Below are 19,859 nucleotides of genomic sequence, written 5' to 3'. Positions count from 1 at the left end.
CGAACCCGCTCAGCGTTTGCGGATCACGGCTTCGAGGTAGTGGCTCGGCACCACCAGCGAGGACGTGCCGGCGGTGTTCAGCGCATCCATCAGCGCGTGCAGGTCGCGCTCGAGTGCACGCTGGCCGGTTGCATCGAGCGCAGCGAAGGCCTTGTGCGTCGGGCCGTAGTAGTCGCGGAACACCTGCACGAAGTGCGCAGGCGACGCGTAGCGGAAATTGAAGACACGCCGCTGGCAATGGATCTGCGACGCCTGCACGCCGAAGAGTGTTTGCAGGTGCTCTTCGGTGCCCCACAGCGAAGGCGGCTTGACGCCCGCGGGCGGGGCCACGTGCGCGCCGATCACCTTGAACAGCCGGCCGATGAAGCTGTCGGGCGTCCAGTTGGCCAGGCCGATGCGGCCGCCCGGCCGCGTGACGCGCAGCATCTCGCGGGCGGTGCGCTCGTGGTCGGGCGCAAACATCGCGCCGAAGGTCGAGAGCGTGACATCGAAGCCCGCGTCCGCAAACGGCAGCGCCTCGGCGTCGGCCACCTGGAACTGCACCGCCAGGCCCTCGGCTTCGGCACGTGCACGGCCCTTGTCGAGCAGGGCAGGTGCGTAGTCGGTGGAGGTGACCAGCGCAAAGCGCCGCGCAGCAGCCAGTGTGGCATTGCCGTTGCCGGCGGCCACGTCGAGCACCTGCTCACCGGCGCGCACGTCGGCCGCTTCGGCCAGGTTCTCGCCGACGATCTGCAGCGTGGTGCCGACGACGGCGTAGTCGCCGCTGGACCAGGCCGCCTGCTGGCGCTGCTTGATGGCGGTGAAGTCGGGGCTGAGGCGCTTGGTGGGTTGGATCATCGTGTTCATGGGGTTCTCGTTCGAGGGGGGTCTGAGGAGAGGATGTGCAGCCGCCGGAGCACGGGGTTGGCCTGCCGCGCAGGGGAAAGCGAATGGCGGGTTCACCGCGGCTCAGCGCGGCAGCGGGGTGCGAAACAGGCTTGGCCATCGCTCGCGCTCGGCCAGGCCATGCCGTTGGACGCCGGCGGCGCGCAGCTCGCTGCGGCTCAGCCCGAGGTCGCGCAGCACGCGGTTGTCGAGCTCCTTCAAGGCGCGAGCCGTGGTATGGGCCTGCAGCACGCGTAGGCAGTGGCCGCGCAGGCTGGTCAGGCCGGTCGATACCGGCCGCGACAGCCGGCGTGCCTTGCTGGCCACGCTGGGGCCGGGGGCAATGGTGATGGTGTGCATCGTTCGTCCTTGCATGTGAGGAAACGAACTGTGCAAACGGGTGCGTTCCGCGAGCGTTCCGCCCGCGGCAAACCGCCGAACGCCGGCTTCAGTGCGGTGTGTCGAGCAGCGCGATCAACGCCGCGTGCTGCTGCGGCGCTTCGGTGGCGATGCGCTGAAGCAGCTCCGGCAGCGCCATGCCGGGCCATGCGGCCGCGCCGCACGGCAGCCCGCCCCACTGATCCAACCGCGCCAGCATTTCGTCGCGGTCAGATCGCGTCAGCTCTGGACGCTCGCTGAAAAACGCCAGGCAGCGGCGCGCGAGCATCGGGTGGCCCTGCGCGTCGAGCAGCTCGGCGAATGCCAGCAGCCCTGGCGCCAGCAGCGAAGGTGCGCCCAGCGTGACGGCCGCGGACAAACCTTCGGCGAGCGCGACGCGGGCCTGTGCCAAATCACCTTCGCGCACCGACACGCGCGCGCTATGCGAATGCACCCAGGCCCAGACGCTGCGGTTGCCGCTGGCCAGGGCACTTGCGCTGCCGCGCTGCGCATGCTGGCGTGCGGCGGCCAGCTCGCCGAGCTGCATCGCCGATTGCGACAAATTCGCATGCACCAGCGCCGACGTGCTGACGAGCCCGTCTCGCTCGCACAGCGCCAGCGCCTCTCGCAGTGGCCCCAGCGCTGCGGCGGGTTCTTGGCGCGCCATGTAGAGCGAGCCGAGGTTGTTCAGACCCAGCGCGATGCGGGCGCCGTGGCCGATGCGGCGGTGCTGCTCGAGCGATTCGAGCGACAGGCGCAGCGCTTCGTCGTACCGGCCCAGTCGCTTGTGCACCAGCGCCAGGTTGTCGAGTGTGCCCGCGATCTGCTGCGGGCGGCTTTCGGTGCGCACACGCGCCAGCAACTGCTCGTAGCGCTGCTGCGCCTCGCCGAGGCGGCCGACACGCAGCGCGCACGCAGCCAGTACCGTCAAGGCTTGCACACGCGCCACGCTCTCGCGTTCCGCGGGTGGGATGCGGGCCAGCGCCTGCGCGGCCAGCTGTTCGGCTTCGGCATAGCGGTCGAGCCGGTAGCACAGGTGCGACGCGCGGCTTTCGAACAGTGCGAGCAGCGCGGTGTCAGCGCGCACACGCAGCGATTCGATCGCCTCGCGCATCCAGCGCAGGCCGTCGTCGATGAGCCCGCGGTGATCGAAGTACCACAGCAGCGTGGCGGCGCAGCCGGGCAACGTATCGGTAGGCCCCGCATCGATCGCCCACTGCCACGCCAACCGGTAGTTCTCCAAATCGGTGTCAATCGCCCGCAAGGTGCTGCGCTCGCCGGCTTCGGCCGCGGCCATGCACTGCACCAGCCGGTGCTGGAAATACGCGCCGTGGGCAAGGCGCGTTGCCGAGCGCTCCGCGTCGCCCAGCTTGTGCGCGGCGAGCTGCTGCACCAGCGGGTGCAGTGCGAGGCGCTGGCCCTCCTTGCGCAGCAGCGACTTGTCGGCCAGCGCACCGAGCACAGGCAACGCCGCAGCGGCCACCGCACGAGCAGCCTCGACGGCAAAGCCGCCACGGAACACCGAAAGGCGCGCGAGCGTGTCCCGTTCGGCGGGCACCAGGCGCTGCCACGATTGTTCGAACACCACGTCCATGCTGGCGTGGCGCGGCGGGTGGGTGGCGCCGTCGGCGCGCAGCAGTTCGGTGCCGGCTCGCAGCTCGGCAGCGATCTCGGCACACGGCAGCACACGGGTCCACGCGGCAGCAAGTTCGAGCGCCAGTGGCAGGCCATCGAGGTGGCGACAGATGCGGGCGATGGCGTCACGCTCGGCCGCCGGCACGAACGCTGGGTCGACGCGTTGGGCCGCGGCGATGAAGAGGCGCGCGGCATCGAACGCTTCGAGCCGGTCACCGTCTTCCGGCTCCGGGCACGGCAAGCCTTCGAGCGGGAAGAGCTGCTCGCCGGCAAGGCCGAGGCGGGTGCGCGAAGTGACCAGCAGCTTGACGCGCGGGCAGGCGGCCAGCAGCGCATCGAGCTGCGGCGCCTCTTGCACGAGTTGTTCGAAGTTGTCCAGCGCGAGCAGCGTGCTGCGCTCGCCGAGCGCCGCAGCCAGCTGCTCGAGCAATGGAGCACGCCCCTGGAGCAGCAGACCGAGTTCACGCGCGATGCGTGCGGCCACGTCCTGCATCGACAGCAGGTCTTCGAGCGGCACGAAGGCGACGTCGTTGCCGTGCGCTGCTGCCACATCGAGCAGCACGCAGCGCGCCAGGCGTGTCTTGCCCATGCCACCGGGGCCTGTCAGGCAGACCAGGCGCACGTCGTCGCGCGCGAGCAGTTCGGCGATGCGCCGTCGCTCGCCGGTGCGGCCGATGAAGCCGGCCGCAGCCGCGGCCGGCGGAGGCGCAGCCTGGGCGATGAGGGTCTTGCCGAGCGCATCGTGCAAGGCTTGAAGTCGGGCGCCGGGCCCGAGCCCGAGCTCCGCGGCCAGCCGTTCGGTGAACTCGCGGTAGGCCTGGCGCGCGCGCGCCGTCTGGCCGCTGTGTTGAAGCCGCTCCATCAGCACGCAGACGGCCGCCTCGTCAAGCGGATCGGCTTCCAGCAGGCGCGAAGCCAGTGCAATGCCTTCAGCCGTGCCGGTGCCTGCATCGCCCAGGTGCGCCAGCGCGGCCCCACGCCATGCGGCGCGCAGGCGGTCGCGTTCGAAGCGCAGCCAGGCGGTCCAGGGCTCGTTCGCATCGTCGTCAAAGCCGTGCAGCCATTCGCCTCGGCGCAGCACGAGTGCTTCGGCGTGGTGCCCGGCCTGGAGCGCCGCTTCGAAGGCCGCCAGGTCGGTGTCGGCGTGCAGCCGCACGCTGCCCGGCAGCACCTCGAGCGCTCCGCCCCACGACCGCTCCTGTAGTCGGAACAGCGCCTTGCGCAGGTTTGTCAGTGCAAGCCTGGTTTTGTGTTCGGGCCAAAGCAACGCGGCCAGCTCGTGGCGTGCCACCCAAGCGTTTCGCTGCGCGAGCACCACGAGCAACTGGCTGCCCCGTTCGCGCGGCAGCGCGGTTGTGGTGCCGCCCTGCACGACAGACGGATCGCCAAACAACAACAACCGAATGCCCATGCGCCATTGTCGGATCGGCGCAGGGGTGCGTCTACGGTGGCGGTGCAACCGCGCGTTGGAGCGCCCCGCCCATGAGCTCGGCGGATCCCCATCAAGCTAGCGGCATCGATACCCTGAGCCGATGGCGAGCCCGGGCCGAAACGCCGCCGGGGTGGCGCGCCGTGCCCGTTGCCTCAGACTTCCGCGTTTCGTCAGCGATGACTAGCCAGCTCATCGCCCAAGGTCGAGCGAACGACGCGGTTGGGCGAGCCCCGCCGGACCGTCGGCTCGAACTTTGCAATGGGCCACGTCGTTGTTGAGAGGCGATGTGGGTAGACACAAAGCGCGCTTCTGAAATGCGGGCGCACCGGCATGACGCGGACCATGCGCCTTGCGCTCGGCCAGGTGTCCACGAAGCGGACGTTCACGCCGCGCTTTCGGCCGTCACCGGACCTCGAGGGCGAGTCCCGCCGACGGTCGGTCAGTTGGTGGCAGCAGTCATCTCGGTGATTGACAACGCTCAAGACGTCAGATCACGGGCCAGTCGCGGCCTTGCATCGATCCGCCGATCATCCGGCACGCCACGGCTGCGTCTTTCGCACGTCCTACCTGTGACGCCCACTCACTCGTACGCGACGGGTATCCCAAAGCGATGGCGCCAACCGGTCTGCGCGGCCATGACATCCTGCGCCGAGCGACCCACCAGGCCCGCATAGACGCTCGGCGCGGTAGCCCCTTCGGTGTTGATCAGCAGCACGCGCGAACCGAGGTCGAGACCCGCGGCCTTGCGCCCCTCGGGATCACGTTTCAGTTCCTCCAGCGCTGCCAGACCGGCAGCGCCGGACTCGCCGGCCACGACCGGCACATCACCGTACGGGCCTTCGGCCAACACGCGCATCGCGACTTCAGCCTGCGCGTCCGAGGCGGTCATGAAGAGGTCGACCGCCGGTTGCAGGAAGCGCCATGCCAGGGGCGATGTTTCACCGCAGGCCAGGCCCGCCATGACCGAATCGACACGGCCACGCGCCCGCGCCGGCCGGCCCTCGATGGCGCTCTGCATCAGGCAGTCCGCCTGCTCCGGCTCCACGACGATGAAGCGGGGGCGACGTTTGCCGTACCGATCCCAGAAGCAGCTCACAATGCCAGCGGCCATGCCACCAACGCCGCCCTGCAGCACGACATGGGTCCAGGGGCAATCGCCGGTTTCCGACGCAGCGGCGAGCAGTTCGTCGGCGATCACACCGTAGCCCTGCATGACGTCCCGCGGGACCTCCTCGTAGCCTTCGTAGGAGGTGTCGGAGACGACCTCCCAGCCATGGGTGGCCGCCAGCCGCGCTGCTTCCTCGACCGATTCGTCGTAGTTGCCGGCGATGCGCAAGATCTCGGCCCCAAAGGCCGCGATCGCCTGCTCGCGCTCGACGCTGACATGGGCATGAAGGACAATCACACAGCGGCAGCCCAGGCTCTGTGCCGCAGCTGCCAGTGCGCGCCCGTGGTTGCCATCGGTCGCGCTGATGACCACGAAGGACTTCAGCGCCTCGGCATGCAGGCCGGCCAGCAACTCCGGGCCCGTCCAACCCTTCTCCGGCCAGCGTCGCAGCACCAGCTTCACCAAGGCATTCGGCGCGCCCAGTGCCTTGAAGCTCCCCAGGCTTGATCGCTTCGACTCATCCTTGACCGTCAGGCTCTCGATGCGCATCTGTCGCGCGAGGCCCGGCAGCGACCACAGTGGGGTGTGCTGGTGCGACAGCCGTGCCCAGTTGGACAGGCGCTCCCGCGCGGCTTGGCCCTCGGCAAGGCTCAGCCATGGGCGCAGGTCAGCGTCATAAGGGCGTCGGTCAGCGTGGGTGTTGAGGTGAAACATCGGCGTCTTGGAATGAAGGAATGGACGTTCAGGCAGCCTGAGCCAGCGGCAGGCGCTGCCGCACCAGTTCGGCGAACCAGCGCGCGCCGATCGGCACGATCCGGTCATTGAAGTCGTACCGCGCGTTGTGCAGTGGCACGCCGCCCGGTTTGTCAGCCACGCCGTTGCCGATGAAGACGAAGGCGCCGGGGATGCTCTGCAGGAAGCGCCCGAAGTCCTCCGAGATCATCATGGGCGGGGTGTCGGCATCAACATTTGCTTCGCCGGCAATCGCCTGGGCGGCCCGCACGGCCACGGACACGCATTGCGGCCAATTGACCGTGGGCGCGAACTCGTGGGTGTACTCAACCGTGCAGCTCGCGCCGTGAGCGCGGCAGATGCCGTCGCAGAGCTCGCGCATGCGCGCCTCCAGCAGAGCTTGCACCTCGGGCGCATAGCTGCGCGTATCGCCCTTGATGACCACGTCGCTCGGGATCGCGTTGCGGATGCCATCGGTGAGGAACTCGGTACACGACACGACCGCCGAATGACGCGGGTCGACCGAGCGCGCGACGATGGTCTGCAGCGCCAGCACGATCTCCGCACCAATCACCAGCGGATCGATCGCCATGTGCGGGCGGGCCGCATGGCCGCCGCGCCCGGTGATGCGGATGACGAAGTTGTCCTCGCTGGCCATCAGCCCGCCCACGCGGGTGGCGAAGTGGCCGGCGGGCATGCCCGGGATGTTGTGCGCACCATAGATCTCGTCCATCGGGAAGCGCTTAAGCAGACCGTCGGCCAGCATCGCCGCCGCGCCGCGTCCGTGCTCCTCGGCCGGCTGGAAGATGAACCGCACCGTGCCGTCGAAGTCGCGGCGCGCGGTCAGGAGTTGCGCCGCGCCCAGCAGCATGGCCATGTGGCCGTCGTGCCCGCAGGCATGCATGCAGCCTGCATTCTCCGAAGCGTGGGCGCGGTCAGGTGCCGTCTCTGACATCGCGAGCGCGTCCATGTCGGCCCGCAGTCCGATCACACCGGGGCCTGAGCCCACGTTGAGCGACGCAACAAGGCCGGTTCCGCCGATGCCGCGGTGAACTTCGAGTCCGAGCAGCTGCAAAACCTGGGCGACACGGTCCGATGTGCGGCGCTCGTTGAACCCGGTTTCCGGAAAGCGGTGGAAGTCATGGCGCCAGCGCACCCAACCGGACTCCAGCGTCTGCTCGTCCCTTTCGACCATCGTTCTGCTCCTCGTCCCCGATGCGACGATTGTTAGGTCATGACGACGAGAAAAATCATCATCCATACTGCGTCTGACGATGCATTTGTCTCAGCGCAATGAGGACTGGAGAAGCAATGCCTCGAAATCCGCCCAAGAAGGCTCAGCCGGTCCCGCTGGACCCGTTGGACGTCGCCCTGCTGGACCTGCTGCAGCAGGACGCATCCCTGCCGATGCGCACTTTGGCTGACAAGGTTGGTACATCGCCTGCCACCTGTCAGCGCCGCATCGCGCAGTTGCGCGAGAACGGCGTGCTACAGCGACAGGTCGCAATCGTCGACCGTCGACTTGTCGGACGCCCGCTCACGGTGTTTGTCTCCGTGGAACTTGGACAGCAGAACGCGGCCTTGCTGACCCAGTTCGAGCAGCGCATGGCGGCCGAGGACGCGGTGATGGCCTGCTACGAGGTTTCCGGGGAGTTCGACTTCTTGCTGATCGTCAGTGCCGAGTCGATGGAGGAGTACCACGCCTTCACCCGAGAAGCCTTCTCCTCCAACCACAACGTGCGCAATTTCAAGAGCATGTTCGCGATGAACTGTTCGAAGTTCGAGACCAGGGTGCCGCTGCGGGCAGCGGCTGCAGACTGAGGGCCTCCACGAAGCGATTCCAAGGTCTGCTTGACCAAAGGACGAATGGTGCCTGGAGGTCAATGTGAGCGTTTGCGACAGTCCGTCTGACATGCGGCGTCCCTGGGTGCCAGTTCGCTGGCAGCAAGCCGTCGACAATTTACTGGGCGCCGAGCGCGCGGTTAGCGTGCGTCCTGGCGACATGTGTTTACCCTCGAACGCACCGTTCCGGTGCTTGCGGGCGCCTCGCTTGCCCCAGCCCGCCGCGGCCAGCAGCCCAGCCTGCCGCGCCCGCGGCGTCCACCGGGTCCGCCGCGCGGCCCCCCCTGGCGCCGATGGAGGAACCCATGCAACAACCTTGGAAGATCACGCGACGCCTGCTCGTCGCCTCGATGCTGCTGTCCAGCCTGATCGGCTGCGGCGGCGACGACAACGACCCCGCGCCATTGACCGCCGGTGCGGTGTCGTCGCCGGATCGGTTCGGCGCCGAGACGGCTCAGCAAATCCTGCAGAGCGGCGGTAACGCCGTCGACGCCGGCGTGGCGGTCGGCTTTGCGCTGGCGGTGACCCTGCCGGCGGCTGGCAACATCGGTGGCGGCGGCTTCATGACCATCTACATGGACGGCAAGCCGTACTTCGTGGATTACCGCGAGAAGGCACCGGGTGCGGCCACGCCCACCATGTACTTGGACGCCAGTGGCAACGTCATTCCCCGGTTGAGCCTGGACGGCTCGTTGGCGGCCGGCGTGCCCGGCACTGTGGCCGGCCTGCATGCGGCGCATCAGCGCTTTGGCCGCCTGTCCTGGCGCCAGGTGCTGGCACCGGCAATCAGCTACGCGCGCAACGGTTTTGTGGCCTACAGCACCGCCACGCCTACCAGCGCCAGCAGTCGGGCCAACTTCAACAACTACTTTGGCGGCAAGATGGTGAGCGGCCAGCTCTTCAAGCAGCCCGAGTTGGCCGATACCTTGCAGCGCATCAGCGACACGGGGCCCGACGACTTCTACAAGGGCCAGACCGCCGACCTGCTGGTCGCACAAATGGCACGTACCAACGGACTGATCTCCAAAGCCGACCTGGCCAACTACCAGGCGGTGTGGCGTGAGCCGGTGTCCATCGACTGGAACGGGTACATGGTGTACACCGCGCCGCCGCCCAGCTCCGGTGGCTTCGGGATCGGGCAGTTGCTGAAGATGAAACGCTTCCTCGCGCCCCAGTTCGCCGCGGCGCCGCTGAACTCGGCGCAGTACCTGCATTTGACGGCGGAGATGGAGAAGCGGCTGTTTGCCGACCGTGCGCAGTACCTGGGCGATGCGGACTTCTACCAAGTGCCGATGGACCAACTGCTGTCGGACGACTACCTGCAGCGCCGCGCGGCCGAGGTCAGCTTGTCCGCACCAACGCCGCTGGCAAACGTGCGCCCGGGCCTGGGCACTGACCTGCCGGTGCCGGCCACGGCCGACGAGAAGCCGCAGACGACTCACTTTTCGATCGTCGACCGCTGGGGCAATGCCGTGTCCAACACCTACACCCTGAACGGCGGCTACGGCAGCGGCATCGTGGTGGAGGGTGCAGGATTCCTGCTCAACAATGAGATGGACGACTTTGCCGCCAAGCCGGGCGTACCCAACCAGTTCGGCGTGGTTGGCGCGGACGCCAATTCGATCCAACCGAACAAACGCCCCCTGTCGTCCATGAGCCCGACCATCGCCACCAAAGAGGGCAAGGTCGCACTTGTCTTGGGTACGCCCGGTGGATCGCGCATCTTCACCAGCGTCTACCAGGTGCTCGTGAACACGCTGGACTACAACTTGCCGATTGCCCAGGCGCAGGCGCTACCCCGCTTCCACCATCAACTGCTGCCCGACAACGTCATCGAGTACGAAGCCAGCAAGTTCCCAGCAGCGGTGGCGGCCGACCTCACGCTGCGTGGTTGGATCATGCGAGATGGTGTCAACGGTGGGTTGAACATCGAAGCCGTCCAAGTGGTGGGTGACACGCCGGTTCCGGTGACCGACCCCCGCAGCCCGAACGGTGTGGCCCTGGTCGTGCCCCCGATTCCCTGAAAACGTGCTGCTGGCACCTCGCGCCGACTTGGCCGTCTTTTTGCGCGTCCACACTGGCTGGCGGAACGCCGCGGTGGCCGCACGGCTTCGCGGCGCTTCGTGCGGGGCGGCCCACCGGGGTCGCGTGGTCCCGGCACCGTTGCACTGTGTAGGTGATCAAGGGCAGCCTCCGCGGAGGGCTCCGCAGCCGCAGTGGATTCCGACCGGTAGGCTTCACATGTGAGTGACGGGTCGAAACGGCGCTTGACCGTCTGGTTGTGCATCTGGCCTCGCGTCGCCGAGGGCGGGTGCGACAAGATAGTACTGAGAGGTACGTGCATCCAAGAGGACGCGCCGGCCAACGGCCTCGCAGCTCTACAGCATGGCCGTCATGCGCGAGGGGCGCAGGCGCGAACGTCCCACCTCACCGCTGCCCCTGCATCTGCTTGAGCCATGTCCCCGGCGACACGCCCCACTGGCCTTTGAACCGCTTGCTCATGTGGCTCTGGTCGGCGAAGCCGGCCGCCAGGGCCGCATCGGCCAGCGTGCTGCCGCCCAGGAGCAGTTGCTGCACCCGCCGCAGCCGGGCGCCGTTGAGGTACAGGTGCGGTGGCACGCCATGGGCTGCTGTGAACGCCCGGGTGACATGGGCGCGGGACAGGCCTGTCAGTTGGGCCAGTTGTTGGACGGTCAGGTCGTCGGCGGCGTGGGCTTCGATGAAATCGCGGACGTCGGCCATGCGCCGACCGCCGGGCGAAGCGAAGGACGTCGTGGCTGGAGGGTCGCCATGCTGGCGCAGCAGCCGGTGCAACAACCGCGCGAGCAGCGTCTCGGCACGGAGCGACTCGCCGGCCAGACCCATGGCGGCGATGACGCGTGCCACGCGGGCCCCCAAATGCACATCCTCGACGACGGTGCGACGGAAGAACCTGCGCGCCGCGACGCCGGCCCCCGCCGTGCCGGCCAGGTCGAGCACATGTGGTTCAAGGTGGACGATGGTGTAGGTGAAGCCCTCGGCCGTTCCGGACTGGCCGTCATGGGGCTCATCTGGGTTGAAGAGCATGACGTGTCCTCGCAAGCTCGCATGCCGCTCCCCACGGCACTGGAACATCTGCACGCCGCTGCAGGTGACGCCCAGTGAAAAAGTGGCGTGGCTGTGTCGCTCGAAGACATGGTCCTTGAACCCGGCCTGCACCCGAGTCACCCCGGACAGAACGCCAGGCGTGAAACGGGCCCAGTTTGCGGGCAAGGGGTCAGAGGGCACGTGCATGCAACAAGCGTACAAGACCCGGCGATCGTCCGTGGCGAAACTGCGGCGCTCCTCCACCTGTGAGAGACCGCCATGCCCTCCGTCGCCGCCATTGACCTCCAGCACAAGCTCACCGGGTTCACCGACCACTGGTCGCCACCTACCGTTGCCACCTTCAACGGCCACGACATCATGGTCGTCAAAGCGCAGGGGGCGTTCAGCTGGCATGCGCATCCTGACTCGGACGATTTTTTCCTGGTGCTGCAGGGGCGCCTTTGCATCGACCTTCCAAAGGGGACCGTCGAACTCGGCCCGGGCCAGCTCTTTGTCGTGCCGGCCGGCATGCAGCATCGACCTCATGCAGAGGAGGAGGTGCACCTGCTGCTCATCGAGCCCACCGGCACACCCAACAGCGGCGATCCCGTGACGGCAGCGCCTAGGAAGGTGATTTAGCTGTGAAGTGTTAACAGGTTGTCTGCTGTTGAGACCATCCTGGACATGGGCGGCAGGCAGGCGATGCGGTGATGGCGTCGGTGCCAGTTGTAGAAGTGCGTCCAGGCTCGCAGGGTGTGGGTGCGCGGCCCGGAAGTCTGGTCGATGCACCCGTAGGCCCACTTGCGCCACGCGGGCTGGATGAAGCGCTCGCCTTGGCGGTGGCGCCAGGCGCCAGCGGAGCGAGCACCGAGGCAGCGAAGCAGGGCAGCGCAAGCTGCAGGCGGCTTTGCAGCCGTGCAACGACGTTCATCGGCCCGCCAAAGCGGTTCCGGTTTCGTGCCGCACCCCCCCACCGATGACCACCCTGTGCGTCACGCTGCTACGTCGTGCGATGAAGCGCAGCGTTGGCCAACGCGCAGTGTGGCGCTCTGCTCATCAGACCTCCCAGCGGCAGCTCAGAGACAGCGAGCTCGAAGCAGCGGAGGCCGATCAAAGGTCTGGACGGTGCGTTGACCGTCCGCGTTGCGGACGCCGCCATGCTTCGCTGAGGCATTGGCATTGGCATTGGCATTGGCATTGGCATTGGCATTGGCATTGGCATTGGCATTGGCATTGGCATTGGCATCGGCATCGGCATCGGCATCGGCAGGGGCAGGGGCAGGGGCAGGGGCAGGGGCAGGGCGGTCGACACCTCCAAAGCCCGACGTTCTTGAGCGAGGTCGCCAGGATCTGTGTCGGCAGTCCGCTGTCCCGTGGCCGGCACCGGGCCGCCGCGTTGCGCGGTCGGACATGTCCGCGGAGCGGACGTTGACCGTGCGCTTTCGGGCCGGAAGCAGTCAGTGCCGCCAAGCCGGTGCGCTGCGTGCGCCACCACACCGGTTTTGCATCCAAGCTATGGATGACCCGCTAGGGTCACCGGCCGCGGGCTCGGGCTGAGGCGTGCGCCGGCGTTATCACTCCATGGTGATTTTCGCGCTTTGCACAATGTCCCGGTACAGCGCCGCCTGCTGCCTGACGAAGGTCCGGAGTTCCTCGCCGCGCAGCGGGGCCGCGGTGACACCTGCTTCCCCCAGCTTCGCCTTCACCTCGGGTTGTGCCAAGGCCTCCATCATGGCCTTCTCGTAGGTCGCGACCGTGGCCACGGGCGTCCCCGACTTCACGAACAGGCCTTGCCACAGTGGCAGTGCGACGCCAGCGAAGCCCTGCTCCTCGCCAATCCGCTTCACCTCCGGAAGCTGGGGCACCCGAGCCGAATCCGAGACGGACAGGGCTTTGATGCGGCCCTCCTTGAGAAAGGGCATTGCTGTGGAGAGCACAAGGACCGCGCTGTCAACCTGCTGACCGACGAGGTCGTTGGCGATCTGCGCGCCGCCGCGGTACGGGATGTGCAGCATCGACACGTTCGCCTTCTGGTTGATCAGGCTGCCGTAGAAGTGCTGCATGGTCCCGATGCCAGGCGTCGCATAGTTGAACGCCTCCTTGCCGCCCTTGCGCAGCGCGGCGACCAGGTCGCCGAGCGTCGTGTAGGGCGAGCTCTTCGGCACCGCGAAAATCATTGGCAGCGTGGTCATACGGCCGACCGGCGCGAGGTCCGTGTCCCAGGCGACCTTCGCCTTTGGGTTGACCATAGGCACCGCGACGGTGTCGCTCCCGCCCATGTAGAGCAGGTTGCCGTCCGCCGGTGCATTCAGCACCTTCTGTACGGCCAGCATCCCGCTGGCGCCGGCCACGTTCTCGATGATGACCTGCCGCCCCAGCCGCTTGCCAATCGCCTCGGCGACGATACGCGCGACAAAATCCGCGCTGCCGCCGGCGGAATAGCCGACCACCAGCGAGATCGGCTTGTCGGATTGGGCGCTGGCCGTGGTGGCGGCGAGAAGTGCGCCGGCGATGGATACCACGCACGTTCGGATGGACACGTTCATGTCGGCAACTCCTTTAGAAGGTGTGCTTGACGCCGGCGTCGACCGCTGTCGTCCGCGTCAGGCCGTCGCGCTTGGCGGAACCGAGGTTGCTGTACAGCAGCGTTCGCTTGCTCAAGTCGTATTGCACACCTGCACCGAGCATCGATGAATTCAGACCGCTCGCCGGGCTCAGACGGCCGTACGACGCGAGCACCCGTCCGAAACCAAGCGGCACGGTCGCCGCCATGCTGAATGCTTTGCCGTCTCCATTCAGGCCGCCCTTCGCCTTTGAGTAGCTGATCAGCGGGCTCACGAATCCGAAGTCGTAGCCGGCCGCGGCCAGCACCAGGTTTGTTGTGCTGTCCAGTCGGTCGAAGCCGGCCGCGAGCCACAAGGGCCCCCGCTTGTACTGCGCATTGCCGGCCGTCGCCCGCTTGTGCGCGCCTTCGCCAAGCGCCGTCGCCACTTCGGCGCTGAAACCCCCCAGGATCGGCGATTTATAGCCGATGCTGTTCGCCCAGCGTATGTTCGAGGCCTCGACCGTGGCGGCCACCGGCGTGTAGTTCGCATAGGTGTAGGCCGATCCGAGCTGACTCACGTAGCTCCACAGCGTCGGGTCCGCATTGAGCGCTACCCAATACGCCGGTGAGTACTCGCGCCCCGCATAAAGCTCGCCGAGCGTCTTCGAGCCGACGGCGATCACAGAGCGTCCAAGCCAGAACACGCTGGCGTTGCTGGCGGCCCCGGTGTCGGCGGCGAACCGGTGTTCGAACTGGAAGCGTGCGTAGAGCCCGCCGCCGACGTCTTCCTGCCCACGGAATCCCAGGCGCGAGGTGTTGCCTGCCTTCAATGTCCAGACGTCGGGGGCCGCGCCGCGCCCCGGCAGCAAAGCACCCGGCGTCGTGCCGCTGTTCGCCTTGACGACGCCCTGATCGATGATGCCGTAGATCGACACGGAGGACTGCGCGCAGGCGGCCGAAGCTGCGGCGGCAAGTACCACTGTGCAGAGTGCCACTCTGCAGGCGGGCGCGACCACCGGGGGTGGCCGAGGATGCGGATGTTGTTTGGCAATCACGTATGTCTCCGTCGGGTATGGCCGATACGTCATCGGCGCCGCAGTGTACGCATATGTATTGTATGACGTCAATGTAAGTGTACCGGCGCATACGTATTTATCGCAGGGCGCCTCAGCTGGAGCGTACAATATGTATGCATTGATTGCTACGAGGCTCCCATGTGCATCGGAATGTTTGAATCGTTCGTGACCCGCCACTGGTTCAATGAGGCGGCGAAGGCCGTTTGGAGCGACGCGGCGACCCTGCAGGCGTGGCTCGATGTCGAGGCCACGCTGGCCCAGGCTCAGGCCGAGCTGGGCGTCATCCCGACCCACGCTGCGAACGTGATCCGCGCCCAGGCCCAGGCCGGCCGCTTCGACCTTGACGCACTGGCCGCCGAGATCGCCTTCGCCCAGCACCCGCTGGTTCCGGTTCTGCATCGGTTCGAGGCCCTGTGCGGCGAGCCGGCGGCCGGCTACATCCACTGGGGCGCGACCACCCAGAACATCTTCGACACGGCAAGTGCGCTGCAGATGCAGCAGACGCACCGGCTGCTGCTGCAACACCTGGGTGCAGCGATCGAGGCCATCGCAGCGCTCGCCGTCGAGCACGCGGATACGCCGATGGCCGGGCGCACCCATGGACAGCACGCACTGCCAATGACCTTCGGCCTGAAGGCGGCCGGCTGGCTGGACGAGCTGGACCGGCATCGCGTGCGCCTGAACAGCCGCATTGCGGCCTCCTTCCCGGCCTGCATGGGTGGTGCCATCGGCAGCTTTGCCGCGACGGGCGAGGTCGGCCGGCGTGTCGAGACGCTGCTAGCGGGGAAGCTCGGGCTGCAGCCGGCCGGGCTGTCGATGCGGTCTTCGTACGATCGGGCCGCGGACTACGTCTGCGGGCTTGGCCTGCTGGCCGGGACGGCGCAGAAGATCGCGCAGGACGTTGTCTTCCTGCAGCGCACCGAGATCGGCGAGGCGGCGGAGTCCTTCCACATGGGCAAAGTCGGCAGTTCGACAATGGCCCAGAAGCGCAATCCGTCGACTGCGCTTCTGCTCGTGAGCCTGGCCCGCCTGTTGCGCGCGCGTGTGCCGCCGGCGATAGAGGCGATGGTCCGGATGGACGAAGGCGATTCCTCGTCCACAAACGTGACCGACACCATGCTGCCAGAGATCGCGGTCATCGCGACCTCGATCGCCGAGACCTTGGCCACGCTGACGCGCGGCCTGCAAGTCGACGCGGTGGCGATGCGCCGCAACCTCCGATTGACGCGTGGCCTCATCAGCTCGGAGGCCGCGATGATGCGCCTCACGTCGGCAATGGGCCGCCACGAAGCGCATCGCATCCTCTACAACGCCGCGCAGCAGGCCGTCTCCCAGGACGTCGACTTCGAGGACGCGCTGCGCCAAGACGCCGCGCTGGCCGATCTGCCAGCTTCAGCCGACCTCGAAGGGGTGCTCGATCCGCAAGCCTACGTCGGACAGTCGGCCACGCTGGCCCGTGAGACGGCCAAGCGCGTCGGCGCTCAGCGTTGACTGCGACGCGCTTTTGCGGCGGGCAACGCGGCCAGCGACCGCCCCGGGCGGGACCGCACCTGTGTCAGCGTCGCGCCGTAGGGTGCGCCGGGTGAGCGCATCCGCATGCGGATGACGCGATGGAGCGTCTCAACCTGGTCGGCCACATGGCTGCCCACGATCTCGAAGAAGTCCGCATGCTCGGATGCGATGTCGGGTCGGCCCAGTAGCACGATGCTCAGCATGTCCGGCACCTCCAGACCGATCCCTGCGAGCGCGGCCCGGAAGGCGGCGCCGTCTTCGATGCCCCAGGCCACGAGGGCACTGAACGGCAGGCTGCCGGCGGAGCGCAGCAGCCCCTGCAGGTGATCAACCAAGGCGTCGGCGAAGCCTTCGTCCGGTAACAGCGGCAGCGTGATTTCGGTGCAGTCGAGCGTCTCCGCTGCGGCCAGCGCAAGACTGCGGTAGCGCCGCAGGGCGAGCTGGGTCGACAGGAACGGATGCGCCGTCGTCGCGAAAGCGATGCGACGATGCCCCTGCCCATGCAGCCGCCGCATGGCCGCATCCAGCGGTTCGCCCCATTCGATGCCGACGGACTCCACGTCGGAGCCGGCCAGCGCCAGACCATCGACGGCGACCACATCACACTTGTCGCGCAGCTCGGCAAGCAGTTCGATCGGGATCGTCCGGTAAGTGGATTGCACAACACACGCATCGAAGCGGGGCAGGCTCTTCAGCACGTCCCGGGCGTGGACGGGATCGGTGTACGACAGCTCCAGCACGCGTGCCCCGTCGGCCACCAGCGCTTTCTGGAGCCCTTCCATCAACAGGCGACCCCGGGCCACGCTGATTGACCGCCGCAGCAACAGCACCGACGGCCCGCTCTCGTTGTCGGCGATGGTCGACGATGGCGCCGGATGTTCGCGACCCGGTGCCTCGAGCGTGTCGGCACCGATGAAGAAGGTGCCGCGCCCGACTTCCGACTTGATGAGCCCCCTGTCCTTGAGCTGAGCGAAGGAGCGCTGGACGGCCACCTGCGAGGCGCCGAAACGCTTCATCAGCTCACGGATGGGAGGGAGCCGATCGCCGGGGCGCGCCTGACGCGCCAACGTGTCGAGGTACCGATCAATATCTGCCGAAGAACTGCGCATGAGCAACACAATACAACACAAGTACACGTTGTTGCGGCTCGGCGGCGCGCTGGCGCGCGTGCGACGACCGCACGGCTTGGTGAAAAATCGCCGTTGAGATATCAGCGCTCGGTCGGCACTGCCGGACGCCAGCTCTTGCATGCCTCAACGTCGGCAAGGCCGCGTTAAGCACGCGCCCGTTGTGGGCAGCGTCTTGCTCCAGCCCCTAAGAGCCGGGCAGGCTATGGTCTGCAACCGCCTTCGTTACCTGGCATGCTCGCACTGTTCGCCAGGACGCAACGGGAACAGGCGGCGGTTGCGCTGGCCGGGATCATCATCGCTCTGTTTGGCCCGCCAGAGCGGATGGCCGGTGTAAGCGCTGAAAGTCGGCGATGGGTCGCATCAACGCGCACCGGCCGCACTGCTTGCTCTTGGAAGGTGTCCTCGACGCGGACGTCGGTAGCCCAGGCGACTCCGCGAGACCGAGGCTGCATTGCCAGTGCGCATGGGTGGTCCCACGCGTTCTGTCAGGCGCCAATCGCCGACGCGGTGTCCCACGGCCGCCTGTTCGCGCGAGCCCGCTACCGGTGGTGTCCGCCTTTCGCCGAGCGTCTGGTCTTCGTTCCCTGTCCTGCCCCCGGAACCTCGGATCGGGGCTCCGTGAGCTGGTGGCCCCATGCGCACGTCAACTGCTGCACAACCTCGGCCACCACACGGCATGCAGGTGAGAGCTTGCCTTGCTTGGGCAGCGCCAAGGTTGTGTGGCGCAACAGGTCGGGCTTGACCAACTGGCTGGCCTGAAGCCGTCCGTCCTTCAATTCGCTGGCGATCGAATACGGGCCCAGCACCGAATACAGTCCCTTCGTGTGCGCGACCAACTCCTTCTGCACCGTCAGGGAATCGGCCTCTGCCCCCGCGGTCAGCCGGAAACCCAGCCCGCGCGCCGCCTCGTCAAGGGCGTTGCGCCACTGGCCGGGGCGCCGAGGCAACACCAGTCGCAAGTTCGAAAGACTCGCGAAGTTGACCGTCGGCGCCCGCGTCAGTTCGTCGCCCGGCGCCGCGACCAGGTAGGTGTGCGCGACGCTCAGCAGCTTCTCCTCGCGCCCGCTCGGGCGATTGAAGCGGAACAGGATGGCCAGGTCGACGGCCCCGCTGTCCAGCATGGCGTCGATCTCCGCGCCTTGCGCCTCGGCGATGTTCAGGCGTATGCCCGGATGCTCTCGCTGCAGGCACTCGAACAGTCGCGTGACGAGCGGGTGCGCGGCGGACGGGATGATGCCCATGCGCACCTCGCCCATCACCGTGCCTGACTCGGCGCGCAAGTCTTCCGTGAGGCGATCGGTGTCCTGAACCCACACGCGCAGGCGCAGCGCGGCACGCGCCCCCAGTTCGGTCAGGGCGACCCCGCGACCCGTGCGCCGGAACAGCGGGCCCCCGAAGCTTGCCTCGAAGTCGCTCACCTGCCTGCTGATGTGCGACTGCGCCGTCTGCCGACGGGCGGCCACCTTGCTGAGGCTGCCGGCCTCGGCCACCTCCAGGAAGAGTCTCACGCTGGCGATGTTCATGGGGAATTCCCGTATGAGCCATGCCAAATCGGGCATGTCTGAAAGCTCAGAAGTCTAGCTATCCAGAGAACAGACCGGTTCCTACAGTGGCGTCACCGACTGCCTCGACACGCTCTTGCGAGCCGCCTGGGGCAGGCCCCAACAGTCAGGAGACGTCATTGAAACTGGTCAGCTTTATCCACGCCGGACAGCCCACCTACGGCGTCGTCCGGGGTGGTCGTTATCTGCAACCCCCGGCCGACTTCCTGCGCCGGTTTCCCGACCTGCTGTCCGTGCTCAAGGCCGGCGCCGCAGGCGAACTCCAGCAGGCCACGGCGACGAACGGAACCTCCCTCGACCCCGCAGCCGTCAAAGCGCTGCCGGTGGTGCCGAACCCCGGCAAGCTGATCTGCGTCGGACTCAACTACAAGAGCCATGTGGCCGAGACCAAACGCGCCGATAGCGAATACCCGTCGCTGTTCCTGCGCTTCAACGACACGCTGGCCGCCGATGGCGACGAGGTGTTGCGGCCGGTCTTCTCCGAGCGCTTCGACTGGGAAGGTGAACTCGCCTTCGTGATCGGCAAGGGAGGCAGGCATATCCCAAAGGCGCAGGCCTTCGACCACATCGCCGGCTATGCCTGCCTCAACGACGTCAGCGTGCGCGACTGGCAACGCCATACCCACCAGTTCACGCCTGGCAAGAACTTCCCCGGCACGGCGCCATTCGGCCCGTACCTCGTCACGCGGGACGAAGTGCCCGACGTGACGCAGCTGACGCTCGAAACGCGGGTCAACGGGCAGGTGATGCAACACGCCACCATCGCCGACCTGATCTTCGACATCCCGGTGCTTGTTGAATACATCTCGCGCTTCACACCGCTGTCGCCGGGCGACGTCATCGCCACCGGCACGCCAGGTGGTGTTGGCGACCGCCGCGAACCGCCCCTGTACATGAAGGAGGGTGACGTGGTGGAGGTGGAAATCACCGGCCTGGGTGTGCTGCACAACCGCATCGGCACCGAAGCCTGAAGCAGG

At 67.3% G+C, this 19,859-nt stretch carries 15 protein-coding genes; 5 read left to right on the top strand and 10 right to left on the bottom strand.

The annotated features are described in order from the left end of the window. Positions 1–9: 9 nt before the first annotated feature. The 5 genes from VO99_RS18020 to VO99_RS18000 form a co-directional block, all read right to left on the bottom strand. Positions 10–846: a class I SAM-dependent methyltransferase gene (locus tag VO99_RS18020; protein ID WP_046114296.1), complete on the bottom strand. Its 837-nt coding sequence runs from the start codon at positions 844–846 to the stop codon at positions 10–12. Between the two features lie 102 nt (positions 847–948). After that, positions 949–1,224, bottom strand: a complete 276-nt coding sequence (locus VO99_RS18015) for a YjiS-like domain-containing protein (RefSeq protein ID WP_046114295.1) — start codon at positions 1,222–1,224, stop codon at positions 949–951. Positions 1,225–1,312: 88 nt separating this feature from the next. Next, on the bottom strand, positions 1,313–4,288 hold the full coding sequence (locus VO99_RS18010) for an ATP-binding protein (protein ID WP_083440709.1): 2,976 nt from the start codon (positions 4,286–4,288) through the stop codon (positions 1,313–1,315). Between the two features lie 601 nt (positions 4,289–4,889). Beyond that, positions 4,890–6,131, bottom strand: a complete 1,242-nt coding sequence (locus VO99_RS18005) for a diaminopropionate ammonia-lyase (RefSeq protein ID WP_046114293.1) — start codon at positions 6,129–6,131, stop codon at positions 4,890–4,892. Positions 6,132–6,159: 28 nt separating this feature from the next. Further along, the gene (locus tag VO99_RS18000) at positions 6,160–7,344 is read right to left on the bottom strand and encodes a M20 aminoacylase family protein (protein WP_046114292.1); all 1,185 of its coding nucleotides are present in this window, start codon (positions 7,342–7,344) and stop codon (positions 6,160–6,162) included. A 116-nt stretch (positions 7,345–7,460) separates the two neighbouring features. On the opposite strand from VO99_RS18000, the gene VO99_RS17995 reads away from it, so the two are divergent. Both VO99_RS17995 and ggt read left to right on the top strand, forming a co-directional pair. Then, the gene (locus VO99_RS17995) at positions 7,461–7,970 is read left to right on the top strand and encodes an Lrp/AsnC family transcriptional regulator (protein WP_046114291.1); all 510 of its coding nucleotides are present in this window, start codon (positions 7,461–7,463) and stop codon (positions 7,968–7,970) included. 326 nt (positions 7,971–8,296) lie between these two features. Next, the gene (ggt, locus tag VO99_RS17990) at positions 8,297–10,015 is read left to right on the top strand and encodes a gamma-glutamyltransferase (RefSeq protein WP_052736432.1); all 1,719 of its coding nucleotides are present in this window, start codon (positions 8,297–8,299) and stop codon (positions 10,013–10,015) included. 403 nt (positions 10,016–10,418) lie between these two features. On the opposite strand, the gene VO99_RS17985 is transcribed toward ggt, so the two are convergent. Then, complete coding sequence (locus VO99_RS17985; RefSeq protein ID WP_046114374.1) at positions 10,419–11,264, bottom strand: AraC family transcriptional regulator; 846 nt, start codon at positions 11,262–11,264, stop codon at positions 10,419–10,421. A 72-nt stretch (positions 11,265–11,336) separates the two neighbouring features. On the opposite strand from VO99_RS17985, the gene VO99_RS17980 reads away from it, so the two are divergent. Next, positions 11,337–11,696, top strand: a complete 360-nt coding sequence (locus VO99_RS17980; RefSeq protein WP_046114289.1) for a cupin domain-containing protein — start codon at positions 11,337–11,339, stop codon at positions 11,694–11,696. Positions 11,697–12,631: 935 nt separating this feature from the next. Here the strand turns inward: VO99_RS17980 and VO99_RS17975 are convergent. Together VO99_RS17975 and VO99_RS17970 are read right to left on the bottom strand one after the other, a co-directional pair. Further along, a complete protein-coding gene (locus VO99_RS17975; protein WP_046114288.1) occupies positions 12,632–13,603 on the bottom strand; it encodes a Bug family tripartite tricarboxylate transporter substrate binding protein in 972 nt (323 codons plus the stop codon). A gap of 13 nt (positions 13,604–13,616) precedes the next feature. After that, positions 13,617–14,690 (bottom strand): porin, encoded by a 1,074-nt coding sequence (locus tag VO99_RS17970; protein ID WP_083440707.1) that lies wholly within the window; start codon positions 14,688–14,690, stop codon positions 13,617–13,619. A gap of 138 nt (positions 14,691–14,828) precedes the next feature. Here VO99_RS17970 and VO99_RS17965 point away from each other — a divergent pair, with 138 nt between their 5' ends. Continuing rightward, complete coding sequence (locus VO99_RS17965; RefSeq protein WP_232315409.1) at positions 14,829–16,169, top strand: class-II fumarase/aspartase family protein; 1,341 nt, start codon at positions 14,829–14,831, stop codon at positions 16,167–16,169. Here the strand turns inward: VO99_RS17965 and VO99_RS17960 are convergent. Beyond that, on the bottom strand, positions 16,160–17,440 hold the full coding sequence (locus VO99_RS17960) for a GntR family transcriptional regulator (protein ID WP_232315408.1): 1,281 nt from the start codon (positions 17,438–17,440) through the stop codon (positions 16,160–16,162). The two genes, VO99_RS17965 and VO99_RS17960, sit on opposite strands and share 10 nt — an antisense overlap. A gap of 419 nt (positions 17,441–17,859) precedes the next feature. Beyond that, a complete protein-coding gene (locus VO99_RS17955) occupies positions 17,860–18,843 on the bottom strand; it encodes a LysR family transcriptional regulator (protein WP_046114373.1) in 984 nt (327 codons plus the stop codon). Between the two features lie 158 nt (positions 18,844–19,001). Between VO99_RS17955 and VO99_RS17950 the strand changes: the two genes are divergently transcribed. Beyond that, positions 19,002–19,853, top strand: coding sequence for a fumarylacetoacetate hydrolase family protein (locus tag VO99_RS17950; RefSeq protein ID WP_046114284.1), 852 nt, complete (start codon positions 19,002–19,004; stop codon positions 19,851–19,853). The last annotated feature ends 6 nt before the right edge of the window (positions 19,854–19,859 follow it).

The sequence above is a fragment of the Aquincola tertiaricarbonis genome, assembly GCF_000969605.1.
GTDB lineage: Bacteria > Pseudomonadota > Gammaproteobacteria > Burkholderiales > Burkholderiaceae_C > Aquincola > Aquincola tertiaricarbonis.
Note: the sequence above shows the minus strand (reverse complement) of the source record. Positions and strands in the feature narration are given on the sequence as shown.

Bases quoted from the DNA above. Each gene is read 5' to 3' on its own strand.
- VO99_RS18000 (WP_046114292.1), bottom strand. From the start codon at position 7,344: ATGGTCGAAAGGGACGAGCAGACGCTGGAGTCCGGTTGGGTGCGCTGG.
- VO99_RS18005 (WP_046114293.1), bottom strand. From the start codon at position 6,131: ATGTTTCACCTCAACACCCACGCTGACCGACGCCCTTATGACGCTGAC.
- VO99_RS17985 (WP_046114374.1), bottom strand. From the start codon at position 11,264: ATGCACGTGCCCTCTGACCCCTTGCCCGCAAACTGGGCCCGTTTCACG.
- VO99_RS18020 (WP_046114296.1), bottom strand. From the start codon at position 846: ATGAACACGATGATCCAACCCACCAAGCGCCTCAGCCCCGACTTCACC.
- VO99_RS18015 (WP_046114295.1), bottom strand. From the start codon at position 1,224: ATGCACACCATCACCATTGCCCCCGGCCCCAGCGTGGCCAGCAAGGCA.
- VO99_RS17995 (WP_046114291.1), top strand. From the start codon at position 7,461: ATGCCTCGAAATCCGCCCAAGAAGGCTCAGCCGGTCCCGCTGGACCCG.
- VO99_RS17965 (WP_232315409.1), top strand. From the start codon at position 14,829: ATGTTTGAATCGTTCGTGACCCGCCACTGGTTCAATGAGGCGGCGAAG.
- VO99_RS17960 (WP_232315408.1), bottom strand. From the start codon at position 17,440: ATGCAAGAGCTGGCGTCCGGCAGTGCCGACCGAGCGCTGATATCTCAA.
- VO99_RS17970 (WP_083440707.1), bottom strand. From the start codon at position 14,690: ATGACGTATCGGCCATACCCGACGGAGACATACGTGATTGCCAAACAA.
- ggt (WP_052736432.1), top strand. From the start codon at position 8,297: ATGCAACAACCTTGGAAGATCACGCGACGCCTGCTCGTCGCCTCGATG.
- VO99_RS18010 (WP_083440709.1), bottom strand. From the start codon at position 4,288: ATGGGCATTCGGTTGTTGTTGTTTGGCGATCCGTCTGTCGTGCAGGGC.
- VO99_RS17975 (WP_046114288.1), bottom strand. From the start codon at position 13,603: ATGAACGTGTCCATCCGAACGTGCGTGGTATCCATCGCCGGCGCACTT.
- VO99_RS17980 (WP_046114289.1), top strand. From the start codon at position 11,337: ATGCCCTCCGTCGCCGCCATTGACCTCCAGCACAAGCTCACCGGGTTC.
- VO99_RS17955 (WP_046114373.1), bottom strand. From the start codon at position 18,843: ATGAACATCGCCAGCGTGAGACTCTTCCTGGAGGTGGCCGAGGCCGGC.